The following is a 14,842-nucleotide window of genomic DNA, read 5'->3' on the forward strand; positions in this document are numbered from 1 at the left end:
TCCGTTGAAAGGTTGATTCGGTATGCGCGGCGTCGGCCTCGCCTACCGACGGGAAGGGGTCAGTTGTCGGGTTCGAGGTTCAGCACGGCGAGCAGCGCCTGCAGCGATGCGGCGCCCAGATTGCGACTGCGCGCGGCGCTCCAGCCGAACAGGCCGTCGGGTAGCTGGGCGTTGTCCTTGAAAGGCATCTCCAGAGTCAGCGCCAGACAACCGAACTGGTGGAATACCCATTTGGATGCCAGCGTGAGCAGTTCATCGGTGAAGCGGTCGGGCGCATAGCCTTCACGGTCCTGGAAATCGGGACTGGCCGCCAGCAGCGCATCGATGAAACAGCGCTCGCGCCGCGCGTCCTGTTCGCCAAAGCCCGGCACCATGCCGTTTCCATCCACGAACACGAACGGTAGGGTTTCGTCGCCGTGGATGTCGAGGAAAAGGTCCACACCGGTGCTCAACATGCGCGCGCGCACCAGCGCCACTTCCGGGCTGACATCCATGTCCGGCTCTCGCCAGGCGCGGTTCAGATTGCAGCCACGCGCGTTGGTGCGCAGATTGCCGCGCACCGAGCCATCCGGATTCATGTTCGGAACCACGCGGAAACAGGCGCGTTCCAGCAGACGGCGCGACAGCGGATCCGAGGTGTCGTACAGGCGCTCGAGCAAGCCCTCGACGTAGAACTCCGCCATGGTTTCGCCCGGATGCTGACGCGCGGTGATCCAGACATTGCGCTTGCCGGGCGACGGCCGGCCCACGGTAATGAGGTTCAGGTCACGCCCGTCCGGCGTGACGCCCAGATCGCTGACCGAAGCCACCGGGCTGGAATCGGCCGCACCCAGCAGTTCGAGATGGCGTTCCCACGAATACGGTTCGAAATAGGCCAGATAAAGGCTGTCGAAATCGGGCGTCACCGAAAACCGGTAGCGCCGGCCATCGTACTGGCCGGCCGGCAGCCGGAACCAGTTGCGGCGATCATGGGATGCCACCACGCGATAGCCCTCCCAGCCGCCGGGATAAGCCGATTCGCCGGCGTTCTCGAAACTGAGCACGCAAGGCTTGCCGCCCGCCCCCTGCAGCCGGAAATGGAACCATTGCCGGAAGCCGGCCGCGTTGTCGGCGCGCAGATTGAGACGGATATCGGACGGATCGCTGCAATCGATCACCTCGATCGCACCGCTGTCGAACTGGTTGCTGATTCGGATCACGCGTCGGCCCGCAGTATTCGCAATGGGCCGAAGTATACCGGCCATGCCGTGGAAATCGCTCCGGGCACCATCCGTTCATCCGGACCGGCGGCCCCAGGGCATGGATGAATCGCCCGGCGCACGCATTGGGCGCAAAGACCTGCGACCGGCGCACTTGCCCGCGCCGAGCGACCAGGCCGCTGCCGGGCACGACGGCGAGGCGGCGCATGAGCGGTCGGCCCGCGGGCATTTCGCGGTGGACCGGGATGCCCGCGCCCCCCGCGCATGTTCACGGGGACGGGAAAGCTCGCACCAGGGCGAGCATGAGCGGGGTGGTGAGCGAGGCCAGCGCGGTGGACATCAGCAGACTGCTGGCCACCGGACCCTGCAGCGCATCGAACTGGCGCGACATGAGATACACGTTGGCACCGACCGACAGCGAGGCCAGCAGCACCACCGCCTGGGTTTCCACCGCCGGCAGTGCCAGCGCCCGCGCCAGCAGCCACACGACGAGCGGATGCACGAAAAGCTTCAGCACGCTGATGCTGGCACTGAGATGCCAGCCCTTGCGCATTCCGAATTCGGCCAGCCCCATGCCCAGCGCCACCAGCGACATGGGCAGCGCCGCATCGCCCAGCATGCGGACCGGCTGGTCGACCAGGGGTGGCAGGCGCAGTCCGAGCAGCCCGAATACCGTGCCGCTCAGAATGGATGCCACCAGCGGATTGGTCAGCACGCCACGCGCGGTCTTGCCGAAGCCGGCCAGCGTCAGCGCGCCCTGGCGCGCCCATTCGACCGACACCGTCACCAGGGTCCACAGGATGAGCGCATTGAACACGATGACCAGCGCGGCCGCCGGAAGCGCTTCCTCGCCCAGCAGTACGCGGGTCAGCGGCAGGCCCAGCAGCACATTGTTGGAAAAGACCCCGCCGAGTGCGAACACCGACTGCGACACCCCGTCCAGACGGAACACCGCCGACGACAGCAGGCGACCGAACACGAACACGACGAGGCAGCCACCGAAGAACGCGGCCAGCAGGCGCATGTCGACCGGCGGCAGATCGCCGAAACCGCTCATCAGGCGGAACAGCATGGCCGGCAGCGCGATCGAGAACACGAATCGGGCCAGTGCGTCGCCGGCCGCCTTGGGCCAGCCGCCCCAGCGCGATATCGCGTAGCCGACGAATACCAGAACGAACAGCGGTGCCGCCAGAGCGATCTGCTGCAGGATGGCGGTCACGATGCGCGATCCGCCCTGTCCGGCGCGTCGATGGCCTGCAGCGCGTCACTGTCCGCCCGCTCGATGCGACCGAACTGGGTGGTGATGCGACGGCTGGACACGGCCACGTCCTGCACGTCCTCGTGCGCCTGGCGGATGTGGGTGGCGAGCTTTTCCATGCGCTTGTCGAACAGTACGAAATCCTTGGCCAGGCGACCCAGCGCATCGCGTATCAGATGGATCTGCCGCCGCGTCTCGACGTCCTTGAGCACGGCGCGCGCAGTATTGAGCACCGCCATCAGCGTGGTGGGCGACACGATCCACACCCGCTTCGTCTGGGCGTAGGCGATCACCTCGGCGTGATGCGCATGCAGTTCGGCGAATACCGCCTCGGCCGGCAGGAACATGACCGCACCATCGGATGTTTCGTCGGCCAGGATGTATTTCGTGGCGATATCGTCCACGTGCTTGCGCACGTCGGCCCGGAACGCCGCCTGTGCCTGCCGGCGCTCGACCTCGCCCGCGTCGGCGGCGAACATGCGGTGGTAGTTCTCGAGCGGAAACTTTGCATCCACCGCCACCCGGCCTGTCGGCTCGGGCAAGCTGAGCAGACAGTCGACGCGCGCGCCATTGCCCAGTGTGGCCTGGAAGGCATAGGCATCGGGCGGCAAGGCATTGCGCACCAGCGCCTCGAGCTGCACTTCGCCGAAGGCGCCGCGCGCCTTCTTGTCTCCGAGCAGTTCGCGCAGGCTCACGACGCTGGACGACAGACCTTCGATCTTCTTCTGCGCCTCGTCTATCGTGGCCAGCCGCGCCATCACGCTGGCGAAGGTTTCATTGGTCTTGCGGAAGCCCTCTTCCAGCCTTTCGTGCACGCGACCTCCCAGCGCTTCCAGCCGCTCGTTCACGGTCCGCGTCAAGGATTCCATGGAAGCGGTGAGCTGCACCGATGCATTCTGCAATCCCTGCTGCAAGGCGTCCTGCTGACGCTGCGTATGTTCGGCCTGGGAATGCTGCTGGGCGAGTTGCAGAGCGGCAATGGCGTCGCGCGCCGCCTGCAGTTCCTGGTGCGTGGCGCGCAGCAGACGCTCGTTCGCCTGCGCCTGCATGCCGGCCGTACGTTCGGTCTGGCGCTGCAGCCCCTCGTGCAGCGCCTGCAGGATCCGATGCTCGTCGTCCCGCCCCCCGTCGCGCCGGACAGCGCGCCAGACGATGGCGGCCAGCACGGCCAGGCCGGCCAGATCCAGCAGCAGCAGGGACAGCAGAACAGTGAAATCCGTCACGGAATCGGGTAACTAAATGGACGCGTACAGTTACAGCAATTGGGGCCGCTTCGAAGTATAGCAGGCGGCGGAAAACGGCTTGCATACGTGCTTTGGAACCGACACCCCGGACGCGCCATGAAATGCCATCGTACTTGACCGTCGATTGTGCAGCACAACAAAGCGGGGTGAGCCGGGAAATCCTGCTCAAGCGGCTGTGGCGCGGGCCGATACTTCGAGACAGATCATTCATTGAGCGTCGTCATGGCCCACGCAATGTTGTCAGCCGCCGCGGAAGCCGACCAAAGACCCGGCGCCGACATCGTCCATCACGCCCAGGGCGTGCTGGCCCGATACCAGGGCTTGACCCTGACCAGTCACTTCCAGCCGATTTTCAGTGTGTCCCATTGCCGTGCCATCGGACACGAAGGCCTGCTGCGCGCCACTGATGCGGAAGGTACGCCGGTCGCGCCGACGCGCGTCATCAGCAGCCCGCGCAGCTACGAGGACCTGCGCTATCTCGACCAGTTGTGCCGCTATCTTCACGTGAGCAATCACGCCGCCACCGCTCCGAGTGGCGGCTGGCTGTTCCTGAACATCCATCCCGAGGTATTCCGCCGCGGCCCGGACGAAGACCTGAGCGACTTCCTGCCGGAGCTGACCGACCACCCGGAGATCGATCCGCGCCACATCGTGATCGAAGTGATGGAACAGGCCGTGTCCGAGAACGAGGGCTTTGCGCGGACCGTGGAATATCTGCGCGGGCTGGGTTGCATGATCGCGCTCGACGATTTCGGCGCCGGACATTCGAACTTCGACCGGATCTGGACGCTGCAGCCTGAAATCGTCAAGCTCGACCGCTCCTTCGCAACCAAATCGGTCGAGGATCCGTCCGCGCGCCGCCTGCTGCCGCAGATCGTGAGCCTGATCCACGAAGCCGGATCGCTGGTGCTGCTCGAAGGTGTCGAAACCGAGGCTCAGGCGGTGGCCGCGCTCGACGCCGACATCGATTTCATCCAGGGTTTCTATTTCGCGATGCCACAGGCGAGGCCGGTCGACACGCGCGAAATGAATGTCGTGCTGAATACGCTGTGGGAACGTTTCGACCTGACGCGCGGCCACGGCGCTGCGCGCTACCGCGAACTGATCGCGCCCTACATCCACGCGCTGGGCAGCAGCGCCGTACTGATGGAAGAAGGTGCGCCGATGGACGACGCCTGTCGCAGCTTTCTCGACCTGGAGCGCGCCGACTGCTGCTTCCTGCTCGATGCCGAAGGCCGTCAGGTCGGGCGCAATGTGCGGGCAAGCAGCGCGCACGGTCGTCCGGACAGTCAGTACCGCGAACTTTCGATGAACCGCCACGCCCGCTGGTCGCGCCGCCCCTACTTCAGGCGCGCGATCGAGAACGTCGGCAAGGTGCAGGTGACCCGTCCCTATCTGTCCATTTCGTCGGGGCTGCTGTGCGTCACCGTATCCATCGCCTATCGCGCCTGGAACGACGAACTGCGCGTACTGTGCGGCGATCTGCACTGGCCGCAGGTGGTGTAAGCCCGTTGACGCTTGCCCGCCCGCCGGAATTGCGGCACGCTTGCCCGATGCGCGCTGTTTCCTCCCCGTCCTTGCGTCGCCTTTTCGCACTGCTGATGCTGTGTGCGCTGCCGCTGCACGCATACGCCATGCAGTGCAGCACGCAGTGCGCCCTGGCTGATGCACTTGCAAAGATCGACATGCCCGGTCACGACTGCGATTGCACTGACGACTGCCCGCAGGCAGCGCTGTGCGATGCTGCGCACGCGGTCGCCATACCGAACGCCCTGCCCGGTGCGAGCGGGGCCGGCATGCCGGTCCATGCTGCGCCAATCGACGCGCCCGCCTTTTCCCGTACCGACGGGCCTGCGGAAAGACCTCCCCGCACAGCCTGAACCGAACGCACGACCTTACTTTCGTACGCATCCGTTCAGGAGTTGTCCATGTTCCAGCACTGTCCTCCGCCATGGCGCGGCAGGCAGCCGGCAGCGCATGCGCGCCGGCTCGCGGCCCTTGCGCTCGCCACCTCGTCGGCACAGGCCGCCGCCGGGTTCTTCATCCCGCGCGACATCACGATGTTCATGTTCTCGGCTTCACCCGACAGCCAGATGGTCGAGGTCGCCCATGGCCTGCGACCCGACCTCGCGATCGCCACAGGCCAGTCGCGCTACCTGTCCGACGACGGTCGCATCGATCGCCGCTACACGACGCTGCAGGCAAACTGGCTGGTCCATCGCCACTATGGCAACGATGGCATCACCAACGCATATCTTTACGGCGGACCGCTGTGGGCGCGCAGCAGCGAATACGGCGCGTCCGGCGAGGATACGCGCAGCGGGCTGCACGGCGGATTCTGGGTCGATCACGAGACACGCCGCATCTACGCTCGCCTGTCTTCCCATGCCTATCGCGCGGGCGGCCATGACCAGTTGGTCACCACCGCACAGGCACTGTGGGCTCCCTATGCGGCTGATTACGAGGATGTCGCCACCTGGATTGGCGTGCAACTGGAACCGCGCAGCGGCCTGACCGGCGCCACCCAGGTGACTCCGCTGCTGCGGCTGTTCCAGCGCCGGTGGTGGGTCGATGCCGGCGTCAGCGTCAACAGCGAACACCGCGGTGACGCCTTCGTGAATCTCATGTTCCTGTTCTGAATTGAAGGATACTCACATGAAACAGATCAGACTTCTCTTCGCATCCATTCTGCTGCCCCTGCTTTCCTCACTTCCGGCGCACGCCGCGACCACGATCAAGATGCAGGTGGAAGGCCTGGTATGCGCATTCTGCGGATCGGCAATCGAGAAAAAGCTGCGCAGCCATGCCGCGACTGCCGACGTGCTGGTGAGCCTGGAACACAAGGTGGTCGCGCTCAGCCTGAAGGACGGGCTGGACATTCCAGACGACACCCTGCGCGCGCAGATCACCGACGCCGGATACCGGGTCCGGCGCATGGAACGCGTGCCGGAATCCCTGGACAGCCTGCGCGCGACACTCAAGGGGACATCCGATGGCGGACGCTGAACGCAGCCTGCGTGCAACGCTGGGAAGCAGCGGACTTTCGCTGCTGGCAAGCAGTTCCACCTTGGTGTGCTGTGCGCTGCCGGCCCTGCTGGTCGCGTTGGGCGCAGGCGCGACGCTGGTCACCCTGACGACCCGCTTTCCCCAGCTCATCTGGCTCTCCGAGCACAAGCTCGCGGTGTTCGGCGGCGCGGCCACAATGCTCGTTCTGGCCACCATCGCGCAGTGGCGGGCTCGTGCCCTGCCCTGCCCGGTCGATCCAGCCTCAGCTCTGGCCTGCGCCCGCGCACGACGCGTGTCCGCTTGCGTACATGCCCTGTCTGTCCTGCTGTTCGCGGTCGGAACCTTCTTTGCGTTCATTGCCCCATGGCTGCTTCGGGACGGATGATCCGCACTTGACGCGGCATCGGCGCGGGCGGATGCGGATTCGTCCGCATCCGCCCGCGTCACCGCGATACCACTCAGCTCAGAGCGCGCGCAGGCTGGCCAATGCCGAAGAGCGCAAGGCACCGCGCAGCCCCAGCATGCCGGTGGCCAGCACTGCGGCGACACTGCAGGCAAAGCCCAGCGCAGGCAGCCCCAGCGACGGCACATAGGGAAGCTGGAAGGCTTCGCGCGCCAGCAGCATGGTCAGCGCAAGCGCCCCGATCGCGGCGAGCAGACCGGCCACGCCGCCAAGTATCGCAAATTCCGATGCCAGCGAGCCGCGCAACTGCCGGTCGCGCGCGCCCAGCGTGCGCAGCACGGCGAGTTCGAATCGCCGCTCGTCATGGGTCGATTCGATGGCCGCGAACAGCACGACCACGCCTGCCAGCAGGGCGAAGCCGAACACCACGCTGACCGCGGCGGCGAGCTGGTCCATCAGCGCGCGGAACTGGCGCAGGATGGCATCGACGTCGATCACGGTCAGATTGGGGAAGCGCGCCACCAGATCATTCGCGAAAGCGGAGTGCGATGCCGGCAGATGGAAGGACGTGATGTAGCTGGCCGGGTAGCTGTCGAGTACGCCCGGCGTGGCGACGACGAAGAAATTCACGTTCATGGAGTCCCATTCCAGTTCGCGCAGGCTGCCGACCTCGGCCTCCACCCGCTCGCCCGCGATCTCGAAACCCATGCGGTCGCCGACCTTGATGCCCAGCGTGCGCGCCAGACCCGCCTCGACCGAAAAGCCGGGACGCCCGGCCTGCCAGGCCCCCTCGACAATACGATTGCCCACCTGCACGTGATCCGACCATGACAGATTGAATTCGCGTTCGACCAGGCGTCGTGCGCGTGCGTCCTCGTAGTCGTCGGGCGACACTGGCCGGCCATCGATCGACAGCAGACGCGCGCGCGACATCGGCAGCAACTCGGGTGCCGCCAGGCCAGCCTGCGCGAACAGCGCGCTCACCGGCTCGCGCTGGTCCGGCTGGATATTCAGGATGAAGCGGTTGGGGGCATCGGCGGGCAGCTTGTTCTTCCACGCATCCAGCAGATCACCTCGCACGATGACCAGCAGCAGGACGGCGGTCAGGCCGATGCCCAAAGCCGCGATCTGCAGCGTCGAGGCAGCACGGCGACGGGTCAGGCTGGCCACGCCATAGCGCCAGCCACCGCTGAGCCGGTGCCGCAGGCGTGCCAGCAGCCCGAGACACACCCAGGCCAGTACCGCATAGACACCGCAGGCGACGACGAAGCCGCCCACCACGATGAGGCCGAGTTGCAGGTCGGCCGCCATCAACACGATGAGCACGCCCAGGCACAGCACGCCGAAGGCATAGGCGCCCCAGGACACGACATCGCCCGCCTCCAGTTCCCGGCGCAGCACGCGCAGCGTGGACACGCGGCGCAGGCGCAGCAACTGCGGCCACACGAAACCCAGCATCAAGGTCATGCCGACCGCGAAGCCATAGACGACGGGCAAGGGACCGGGCTGCGGCAGGCGAGTCGCGAACAAGCCGGACAGCAGCGCTTCGACGCCGAACTGGGTCAGGTAGCCGATCGCGCATCCGCCCACGCAGGCGACGATGCCGACCAGCGCGAATTCGATCAGGAACAGCCGCGTGAGCCTGGACTGGGTGGCACCCAGGCAGCGCATGACCGCGCAGCCGTCGAGATGGCGCTGCATGTAGCGGCGCGCCGCCAGACCGACCGCTACGGCGGCGAACACGACCGCCAGCATGGCGGCCAGCCGCAGGAATTTCTGTGCGCGGTCGAGCGCTCCGCGCACCTCGGGCTGCGCATCGTCCACGCTCTCGATGCGCTGGCCGCGCGCGAGCAGAGGCTTGAGCCAGCCGGCGAATGCGCGCACTGCCGCATCCTCGCCGGCCACATGCAGCCGGTAGGCAATGCGGCTGCCCGGTTGCAGCAAGCCGCTGGCGGACAGATCGGATGCGTGCATCATGAGTCGCGGCACGAAGGCAAAAAAATTGGCTCCGCGGTCGGATTCGAAAGTGAGCACGCCGGCCACACGCAGCCGCAACTGGCCGATGTTCACGCCGTCGCCGCTGCGCAGGCCCAGCGCGGCGCTGGCGCGCTCGTCCAGCCAGGCGCTGCCGGCCTCGGGACCATTGTCGACAAGACGGTCCGGGGCATTGAGCTGTGGCGCGACACGCAAGGTGCCGCGCAGCGGATAGCCGTCGGACACCGCTTTCACGCCCACCAGTTGCGCCCCGTCCGGCGACGACGCCATGCTGGTGAAGGTCCACGTCAGTGCGGTGCGCAGGCCGCGCCGCGCGGCTTCGCGCTGCCACGCGTCGTCCAGCGGCTGATCGGACGCCACCAGCAGGTCTCCGCCCAGCAACTGGTTCGCTTCATCGACCAGCGAGCGCGACACGCGGTCGGTGAAGAAGGCGACCGAGGTCAGTGCCGCGACTGCGAGCACCAGCGCGAGCCCCAGTATGCGCAGCTCGCCGGCGCGGAAATCCCGCACCGCCATGCGCCATCCCAGCTTGATGTCCGATTTCATCATCCGCCTTTCGAGCACTTCATCATTCGTATCCCAACGGCGCGCGATGCAACGGCGACTCGTGGCAGGCACAATGCGCGCCTCGAGCCCTGCTTGCAGCGATCACCCGACCCCATGTCCGCGCCACTTCTCGACCGATTCATCCGCATACTCTGTGCCGGCGATCTGATCCCCGACCGATCGCTCATGTTCAATCCCTGGGGCGATCACGACGCCGCGCACGACCTGACGGCCGCTGCGCCGCGCATCCGCGCCGACCACCTGCATCGCTACCTTGCCGCGCGCCTCGGCCGGGCACGGGTGCTGCTGATCGCCGAAGCCCCCAGTTACAGCGGCGCCAAATTCTCCGGCATGGCCATGACCAGCGAACGCGAAGTGCTGGCCGCCTTTGCCACCGGGCGCGGCGCCGACTACTTCGACGGCTGTTTCCAGCGCACCAGCCGTCCGCTGCCGCAGCTCAGGAACGCGGACGGCATGCTGGAACGCACCGCGAGCATCGTCTGGTCCGCCATGACCGGCCATGGCTGGGTCCCGAACGAATTCGTGCTGTGGAACGCGGTGGCCTACCACCCGCACGACGCCGGAAATGTGCTCAGCAACCGCGCGCCCGGCGTGGCGGAAAGACGCGCACTGCGTCCGCTGCTCGAACATTTCCTCGAACTGTTCCCGGGCGTACCGCGCATGGCCATCGGCCGCATCTGCCAGCACAGCCTGGCCGACATGGGCATCGCGGCGATACCGGCACGCCATCCGAGCTATGGCGGCGCGCCGGAGTTCCGCGCAGCGGTCGCCGGACTGCGCCGCCAGATCGATGGCTGAACGCTACTGCCTCGCCAGTTTGACGAAACTGTCATCGGGCTGTTCGAAACTGCTGCGCCAGGGATTGATGTCCAGTCCGCCCCGTCGCGTGTAGTACGCCGCCACGGTAAGCCGTTCCGGATGGCAGCGCGCCATCAGGTCGGTATGGATGCGCTCGACGCAGTGTTCGTGGAAATCCGCGTGGTTGCGGAACGATACGATGTAGCGCAACAAAGCTGCGCGATCCAGCGCCGGGCCGCGGTAGCGCAGCACCAGCGTGGCCCAGTCCGGCTGCTGCGTCACCGGGCAGTTCGATTTCAGCAGATCGGAAAACAGCGTTTCCTCGACCAGTTCGTCACGCACGGCCAGCAGAGAGGCGTCGGGCTGATAGACGCTGCATTCCACCTCCTGTCCGTCGATGCACTCACCGACCGGCCGGATCACCGGCGCAGCCAGCGCATCGGGCGCATACAGCTCGACCCGCACGCCTGACCGGCAGGCGGCAGACAGATCGGTTTCGATCAATGCGCGCACCGCTTCCAGCGACACCATGCGCTCGTTGTTGTACCCGTTCAGGTAGAGCTTGAGCGACTTCGACTCGACCATGTGCGAGCTGTCGGCCGGAATGTCGAAGCGACCGATGGCCACCTGCGGCTTGCCGCGGGGATCCAGCCAGGAAATCTCCCACGCATGCCAGCGATCGACGCCGACAAAAGGCAGCGCGCCTGGCTGCAGGCCGAGCGCCTGGCGCGAGGCGTCACGCGGCATCGGAAAAAGAAGGCCGGCGTCGTAACGGTCCGGATACTCGGTACCGCGCCCCAGTCCGGAACCGCTGGCCGGGTGACTCATCACTGCGCCTGCGCCGCGCGTATCAGTGCGGCTGCATCGGTGTTGCCGGCCTTGATCGCCCAGTCCAGCGCAGTCTCCCCTTCGCGGCCGCGGATGCGCACATCGGCACGCGCGCCCAGAAGCACCTTCACCGTTTCGGTCGATGCGCGCGCCGCCAGCATGAGCGCTGTCGCACCATTCGGTGCAAGCGCGTCCACCGGTGCGCCGCGCGCGATCAGCGCGCGCAGTGCAGCCGAATGCCCCTGCATGGCGGCATAGTGCAGCGCGGACCAGCCATGAGGGTTCACCGGATTGGCACCCGCGGCGAGCAGCTGTTCGACGATGTCCGCATGACCGCTGAAGGCGGCCACCGCGAGCGCCGTCTCGCCCACCGCATTGACCGCCTCGATGCGCGCGCGGCGGGCGAGCAGCGCCTTCACCATATCGCCGTACCCATTGCGCGCGGCGATGATGAGCAGGGTTTCGCCGCGCAGATCCACCGAATTGACATCCAGCCCGCGGTCGATGAAAGCGCTCACGGCAGGGACATCACCCATATTGGCCGCATTGATCAGATCGTCATAGGCCGCGGCGGATGCGCCACTCGCTGCGGCCATGGACAAGGACAGAAGTACTGCGCTCACCATCCTCATGCGCTCACCGCCTGATCAGTGCGGCCGGCCAGACGGGCCGCGTCGCGGAACAACCGGAAGAAGTTGGCGGTGGTGCTGCGCGCGATCGCCTCGACCGAGGCTTCGCGCACGCGTGCGAGTTCGGCCGCCACATGCGGTACGTAAGCCGGTTCGTTCATCTTGCCACGGTAGGGCACCGGTGCCAGATACGGCGAATCGGTCTCGATCAGCAGCGCATGCTCCGGCAGCACCCGCGCCACCTCGCGCAGTGGCTGGGCATTCTTGAAGGTGACGATGCCGGAAAAGGAAATGCAGAACCCCATGTCGATCGCCGCCTTCGCAACGTCCAGCGATTCGGTGAAACAGTGCATGACGCCGCCGGCCTCATGCGCCTTTTCCTCGCGCATGAGGGCGAGCGTGTCTTCGGCCGCCGCACGGGTGTGGATGATGAGCGGCTTGCCGCACTCACGCGCGGCACGGATGTGGGTGCGGAAGCGCCGACGCTGCCATTCCAGATCGCCGGTGAGACGGAAGTAGTCCAGACCGGTCTCCCCTATCGCGACGACGCGCGGATGGGCTGCCATCTCGACCAGTTGTGCGACGTCCGGTTCGGTCACGTCCTCGTAATCCGGATGCACACCGAGCGACGCGAACACATTGTCGTGCCGCTCAGCCATCGCGGTCACGCGTGGCCACTGCTCGATATTGACCGACACGCACAGCGCGTGGCTCACCTGCTGCGCATCCATATTGGACAGCACTTCATCCTCGCGCACCGCGAGGTCCGGAAAATCGATATGACAATGTGAATCGACGAACATCGGAATAGACGGAAGAATGAAAGACGATGAACTGCAGCCGGCGGATCAAAGCGTATGGGTCTGGCGGGACGAACCCAGGTAGCTTCCGATCACCGATTCGATCTTGGCCCGCGCCGACTTGCTGCTGTCGTCCTCGCCGAAGCGCAGTCCTATGCCCTGCTGCTTGCCCCCCTGGGCATCGGCCGGCGTCACCCACGCCACCGTGCCCTGTATCGGCAACTTGGCTGGATCGTCCATCAATTGCAACAGCAGGAACACCTCGTCGCCGATGCGATAGCTGCGATTGGTCGGAAGGAAGATGCCCCCTCCCTTGAGGAAGGGCATGTAGGCGGCATACAGCACCGACTTGGAACTGACGGCCAGCGACAGCACCGCCCGACGGCTGCCGGCCTGCATCTGCGTGTCGCTCATCCTGCCTCCTTCTTCACATCGCTGCCCGTTCAGCGGGATGCCTGGAACAGACGGGCATAGCGCATCAGCAGATCCTCGAGGAACAGCCGCGCATTCAGCGGATGATGCGCCAGCGCCCTCACCTTCAACAATTCATTGTAACCACGCAGCACGGTTGCCACGTCGCTGCGTTCGGCCAGCTTCTTCAACTGCTCACCGCGGCCCAGGAATACACGCGCCTGACCGGTCTGCATGATCAGCACCAGATCGGCCATCCAGCGCTGCAACCAGGTCACCAGGGTCGCCATGTCGGTCAGGCCGGCCTCGCCCTTCTTGCGGCCGCGCAGCCAGCCTTCCCAGCGCGCGGCCACTTCCAGTGGCGCTTCCAGCGCGCGCCTGGATACATCATCGACAAACTGGCCCTGTATCTGAGCTTCCTTCGAACCGGCCAGATCGCGCGCACGCAATGGCGAGCCGGCACACAGCGCGAGGGCGTCGACAGCATCGGACACGCCCTGCGCCTTCAGCCAGGCAAGCGCCTCGTCACGTGCCGGCTGCTGGAAGGACAGCACACGACACCGGCTCCGTATCGTGGGCAACAAATTTCTCGGATGATCAGAAATCAATAAAAACAACGTTCTTGGCGGCGGTTCTTCAAGTGATTTGAGAAGTGAATTCGCCGCATCGACGTTCATGGCCTCGGCCGGATACAGCAGCACCACGCGGTAACCGCCCTGATGCGCGCCAACGCCAAGCCGCTCGGTCACTGCGCGAATCTGCGCGATGCGGATCTGCGTCGACTTCGCCTTGCCCTCGCCTTCGTCGCCCGCCTCATCCGCATCCTCCGCCGCGTCCTCGAGCGCTTCCGGCCGCACCACCAGCCAGTCCGGATGATTGTCGGACGCGATCAGCAGGCAGGCCGGGCAATGCCCGCAGGCCTGCTGGTCCGCACGCGCCTCGTGGCACAGCACGCGAGCAGCGAGCGCTTCGGCGAATTCCCGCTTGCCCAGCCCTTCCGGCCCGACGAGAAGAAGCGCGTGCGGCAATCGCTCACCGAGGGCGAGCAATTGCGACCACTGAGGGGAGCACCAGTCGTAAATCATTCAATAACAGTAATTTGAAAGAATTTCTTCGAGTTCATTCGAAACACCGTCCGCAGGTCGCGAAGCATCCAGCACGCGGATGCGTGCCGGCTCCGCCCGGGCGCGTTCAAGATAGGCCGCACGCACGCGATTGAAGAAAGCGGACTGTTCGCGTTCGAAACGATCGGGATCGCTGCCGGTGGTCGCCAGACGTCGGGCAGCCACCTCGCACGGCAAATCGAAAAGCAGCGTGAGCCCGGGCTTCAGGTCGCCGTGCACCCACTGTTCCAGTATGCCCAGCCGCTCCGCGGTCAGACCCCGGCCGCCGCCCTGATAGGCGAAACTCGCGTCGGTGAAGCGGTCGCACAACACCCATTCACCGCGCGCCAGCGCCGGTTCGATCACCTGCGCGAGATGCTCGCGTCGGGCAGCGAACATGAGCAGCGCTTCGGTCTCCGCGTGCATGGCCTCATGCAGCAGCAGCGCGCGCAAGGATTCGCCCAGCGGCGTACCGCCGGGCTCGCGCGTCAGCAGGACCGCGTGACCGCGACTGCGCAGCCAGTCGGCGGTCCGTGCGATCTGCGTGCTCTTGCCGGCGCCGTCCATGCCCTCGAAAGTGATGAAATGCCTGTGATTCATG

At 65.9% G+C, this 14,842-nt stretch carries 15 protein-coding genes; 5 read left to right on the forward strand and 10 right to left on the reverse strand.

Translation table 11 applies throughout. The annotated features are described in order from the left end of the window. Window positions 1-59: 59 nt before the first annotated feature. The 3 genes from A3Q7_RS0105305 to A3Q7_RS0105315 all read right to left on the reverse strand — a co-directional run bounded on the left by A3Q7_RS0105305 (window position 60) and on the right by A3Q7_RS0105315 (window position 3,680). Window positions 60-1,199, reverse strand: a complete 1,140-nt coding sequence (locus tag A3Q7_RS0105305; RefSeq protein WP_026224519.1) for a M14 family metallopeptidase — start codon at window positions 1,197-1,199, stop codon at window positions 60-62. A gap of 268 nt (window positions 1,200-1,467) precedes the next feature. Next, entirely contained in the window at window positions 1,468-2,418 is a 951-nt protein-coding gene (locus A3Q7_RS0105310) for an AEC family transporter (RefSeq protein WP_018410822.1), read from the reverse strand. Further along, window positions 2,415-3,680, reverse strand: a complete 1,266-nt coding sequence (locus A3Q7_RS0105315) for a DNA recombination protein RmuC (protein WP_018410823.1) — start codon at window positions 3,678-3,680, stop codon at window positions 2,415-2,417. The genes A3Q7_RS0105310 and A3Q7_RS0105315 overlap by 4 nt, the downstream gene beginning before the upstream one ends. 243 nt (window positions 3,681-3,923) lie before the next feature. Here A3Q7_RS0105315 and A3Q7_RS0105320 point away from each other — a divergent pair, with 243 nt between their 5' ends. The 4 genes from A3Q7_RS0105320 (at window position 3,924) to A3Q7_RS0105340 (ending at window position 7,092) form a co-directional block, all read left to right on the forward strand. Beyond that, window positions 3,924-5,207 (forward strand): sensor domain-containing phosphodiesterase, encoded by a 1,284-nt coding sequence (locus A3Q7_RS0105320; RefSeq protein WP_026224520.1) that lies wholly within the window; start codon window positions 3,924-3,926, stop codon window positions 5,205-5,207. Window positions 5,208-5,629: 422 nt separating this feature from the next. Further along, complete coding sequence (locus tag A3Q7_RS0105330) at window positions 5,630-6,340, forward strand: hypothetical protein (protein WP_018410826.1); 711 nt, start codon at window positions 5,630-5,632, stop codon at window positions 6,338-6,340. Between the two features lie 16 nt (window positions 6,341-6,356). Further along, complete coding sequence (locus A3Q7_RS0105335) at window positions 6,357-6,707, forward strand: heavy-metal-associated domain-containing protein (RefSeq protein ID WP_018410827.1); 351 nt, start codon at window positions 6,357-6,359, stop codon at window positions 6,705-6,707. Next, window positions 6,694-7,092 carry a hypothetical protein gene (locus A3Q7_RS0105340; RefSeq protein ID WP_018410828.1) on the forward strand — a complete coding sequence of 133 codons (399 nt, stop codon included), beginning with the start codon at window positions 6,694-6,696 and terminating at the stop codon, window positions 7,090-7,092. The genes A3Q7_RS0105335 and A3Q7_RS0105340 overlap by 14 nt, the downstream gene beginning before the upstream one ends. 78 nt (window positions 7,093-7,170) lie before the next feature. Here A3Q7_RS0105340 and A3Q7_RS0105345 read toward each other — a convergent pair whose 3' ends face one another. Then, a complete protein-coding gene (locus A3Q7_RS0105345; protein WP_018410829.1) occupies window positions 7,171-9,654 on the reverse strand; it encodes an ABC transporter permease in 2,484 nt (827 codons plus the stop codon). A 111-nt stretch (window positions 9,655-9,765) separates the two neighbouring features. On the opposite strand from A3Q7_RS0105345, the gene A3Q7_RS0105350 reads away from it, so the two are divergent. Next, the gene (locus A3Q7_RS0105350) at window positions 9,766-10,470 is read left to right on the forward strand and encodes a uracil-DNA glycosylase (protein ID WP_018410830.1); all 705 of its coding nucleotides are present in this window, start codon (window positions 9,766-9,768) and stop codon (window positions 10,468-10,470) included. A gap of 3 nt (window positions 10,471-10,473) precedes the next feature. Here the strand turns inward: A3Q7_RS0105350 and queF are convergent, their stop codons facing one another. Genes queF through tmk form a run of 6 tightly spaced genes read right to left on the reverse strand, consistent with a single transcriptional unit; the run spans window position 10,474 to window position 14,841 of the window. Next, complete coding sequence (gene queF, locus A3Q7_RS0105355; RefSeq protein ID WP_018410831.1) at window positions 10,474-11,298, reverse strand: NADPH-dependent 7-cyano-7-deazaguanine reductase QueF; 825 nt, start codon at window positions 11,296-11,298, stop codon at window positions 10,474-10,476. Further along, window positions 11,298-11,930: an ankyrin repeat domain-containing protein gene (locus A3Q7_RS0105360; protein WP_026224523.1), complete on the reverse strand. Its 633-nt coding sequence runs from the start codon at window positions 11,928-11,930 to the stop codon at window positions 11,298-11,300. Before A3Q7_RS0105360 ends, queF begins: the two co-directional genes overlap by 1 nt. Further along, the gene (locus A3Q7_RS0105365; protein ID WP_018410833.1) at window positions 11,927-12,730 is read right to left on the reverse strand and encodes a TatD family hydrolase; all 804 of its coding nucleotides are present in this window, start codon (window positions 12,728-12,730) and stop codon (window positions 11,927-11,929) included. Before A3Q7_RS0105365 ends, A3Q7_RS0105360 begins: the two co-directional genes overlap by 4 nt. A gap of 45 nt (window positions 12,731-12,775) precedes the next feature. Further along, entirely contained in the window at window positions 12,776-13,141 is a 366-nt protein-coding gene (locus A3Q7_RS0105370; protein WP_018410834.1) for a PilZ domain-containing protein, read from the reverse strand. A 29-nt stretch (window positions 13,142-13,170) separates the two neighbouring features. Further along, window positions 13,171-14,223, reverse strand: coding sequence for a DNA polymerase III subunit delta' (holB, locus tag A3Q7_RS0105375; RefSeq protein WP_026224524.1), 1,053 nt, complete (start codon window positions 14,221-14,223; stop codon window positions 13,171-13,173). Further along, on the reverse strand, window positions 14,224-14,841 hold the full coding sequence (tmk, locus tag A3Q7_RS0105380) for a dTMP kinase (RefSeq protein WP_018410836.1): 618 nt from the start codon (window positions 14,839-14,841) through the stop codon (window positions 14,224-14,226). It abuts the gene before it with no gap. Window position 14,842: the final 1 nt, after the last annotated feature.

The sequence above is a fragment of the Methyloversatilis thermotolerans genome, from assembly GCF_000372885.1.
GTDB lineage: Bacteria > Pseudomonadota > Gammaproteobacteria > Burkholderiales > Rhodocyclaceae > Methyloversatilis > Methyloversatilis thermotolerans.

What these genes read in the sequence shown, in the direction of transcription:
- A3Q7_RS0105320 (WP_026224520.1), top strand. Translation starts at nt 3,924, where the DNA reads ATGGCCCACGCAATGTTGTCAGCCGCCGCGGAAGCCGACCAAAGACCC.
- A3Q7_RS0105330 (WP_018410826.1), top strand. Translation starts at nt 5,630, where the DNA reads ATGTTCCAGCACTGTCCTCCGCCATGGCGCGGCAGGCAGCCGGCAGCG.
- A3Q7_RS0105335 (WP_018410827.1), top strand. Translation starts at nt 6,357, where the DNA reads ATGAAACAGATCAGACTTCTCTTCGCATCCATTCTGCTGCCCCTGCTT.
- A3Q7_RS0105340 (WP_018410828.1), top strand. Translation starts at nt 6,694, where the DNA reads ATGGCGGACGCTGAACGCAGCCTGCGTGCAACGCTGGGAAGCAGCGGA.
- A3Q7_RS0105345 (WP_018410829.1), bottom strand. Translation starts at nt 9,654, where the DNA reads ATGATGAAATCGGACATCAAGCTGGGATGGCGCATGGCGGTGCGGGAT.
- A3Q7_RS0105350 (WP_018410830.1), top strand. Translation starts at nt 9,766, where the DNA reads ATGTCCGCGCCACTTCTCGACCGATTCATCCGCATACTCTGTGCCGGC.
- queF (WP_018410831.1), bottom strand. Translation starts at nt 11,298, where the DNA reads ATGAGTCACCCGGCCAGCGGTTCCGGACTGGGGCGCGGTACCGAGTAT.
- A3Q7_RS0105360 (WP_026224523.1), bottom strand. Translation starts at nt 11,930, where the DNA reads ATGAGGATGGTGAGCGCAGTACTTCTGTCCTTGTCCATGGCCGCAGCG.
- A3Q7_RS0105365 (WP_018410833.1), bottom strand. Translation starts at nt 12,730, where the DNA reads ATGTTCGTCGATTCACATTGTCATATCGATTTTCCGGACCTCGCGGTG.
- A3Q7_RS0105370 (WP_018410834.1), bottom strand. Translation starts at nt 13,141, where the DNA reads ATGAGCGACACGCAGATGCAGGCCGGCAGCCGTCGGGCGGTGCTGTCG.
- holB (WP_026224524.1), bottom strand. Translation starts at nt 14,223, where the DNA reads ATGATTTACGACTGGTGCTCCCCTCAGTGGTCGCAATTGCTCGCCCTC.
- tmk (WP_018410836.1), bottom strand. Translation starts at nt 14,841, where the DNA reads ATGAATCACAGGCATTTCATCACTTTCGAGGGCATGGACGGCGCCGGC.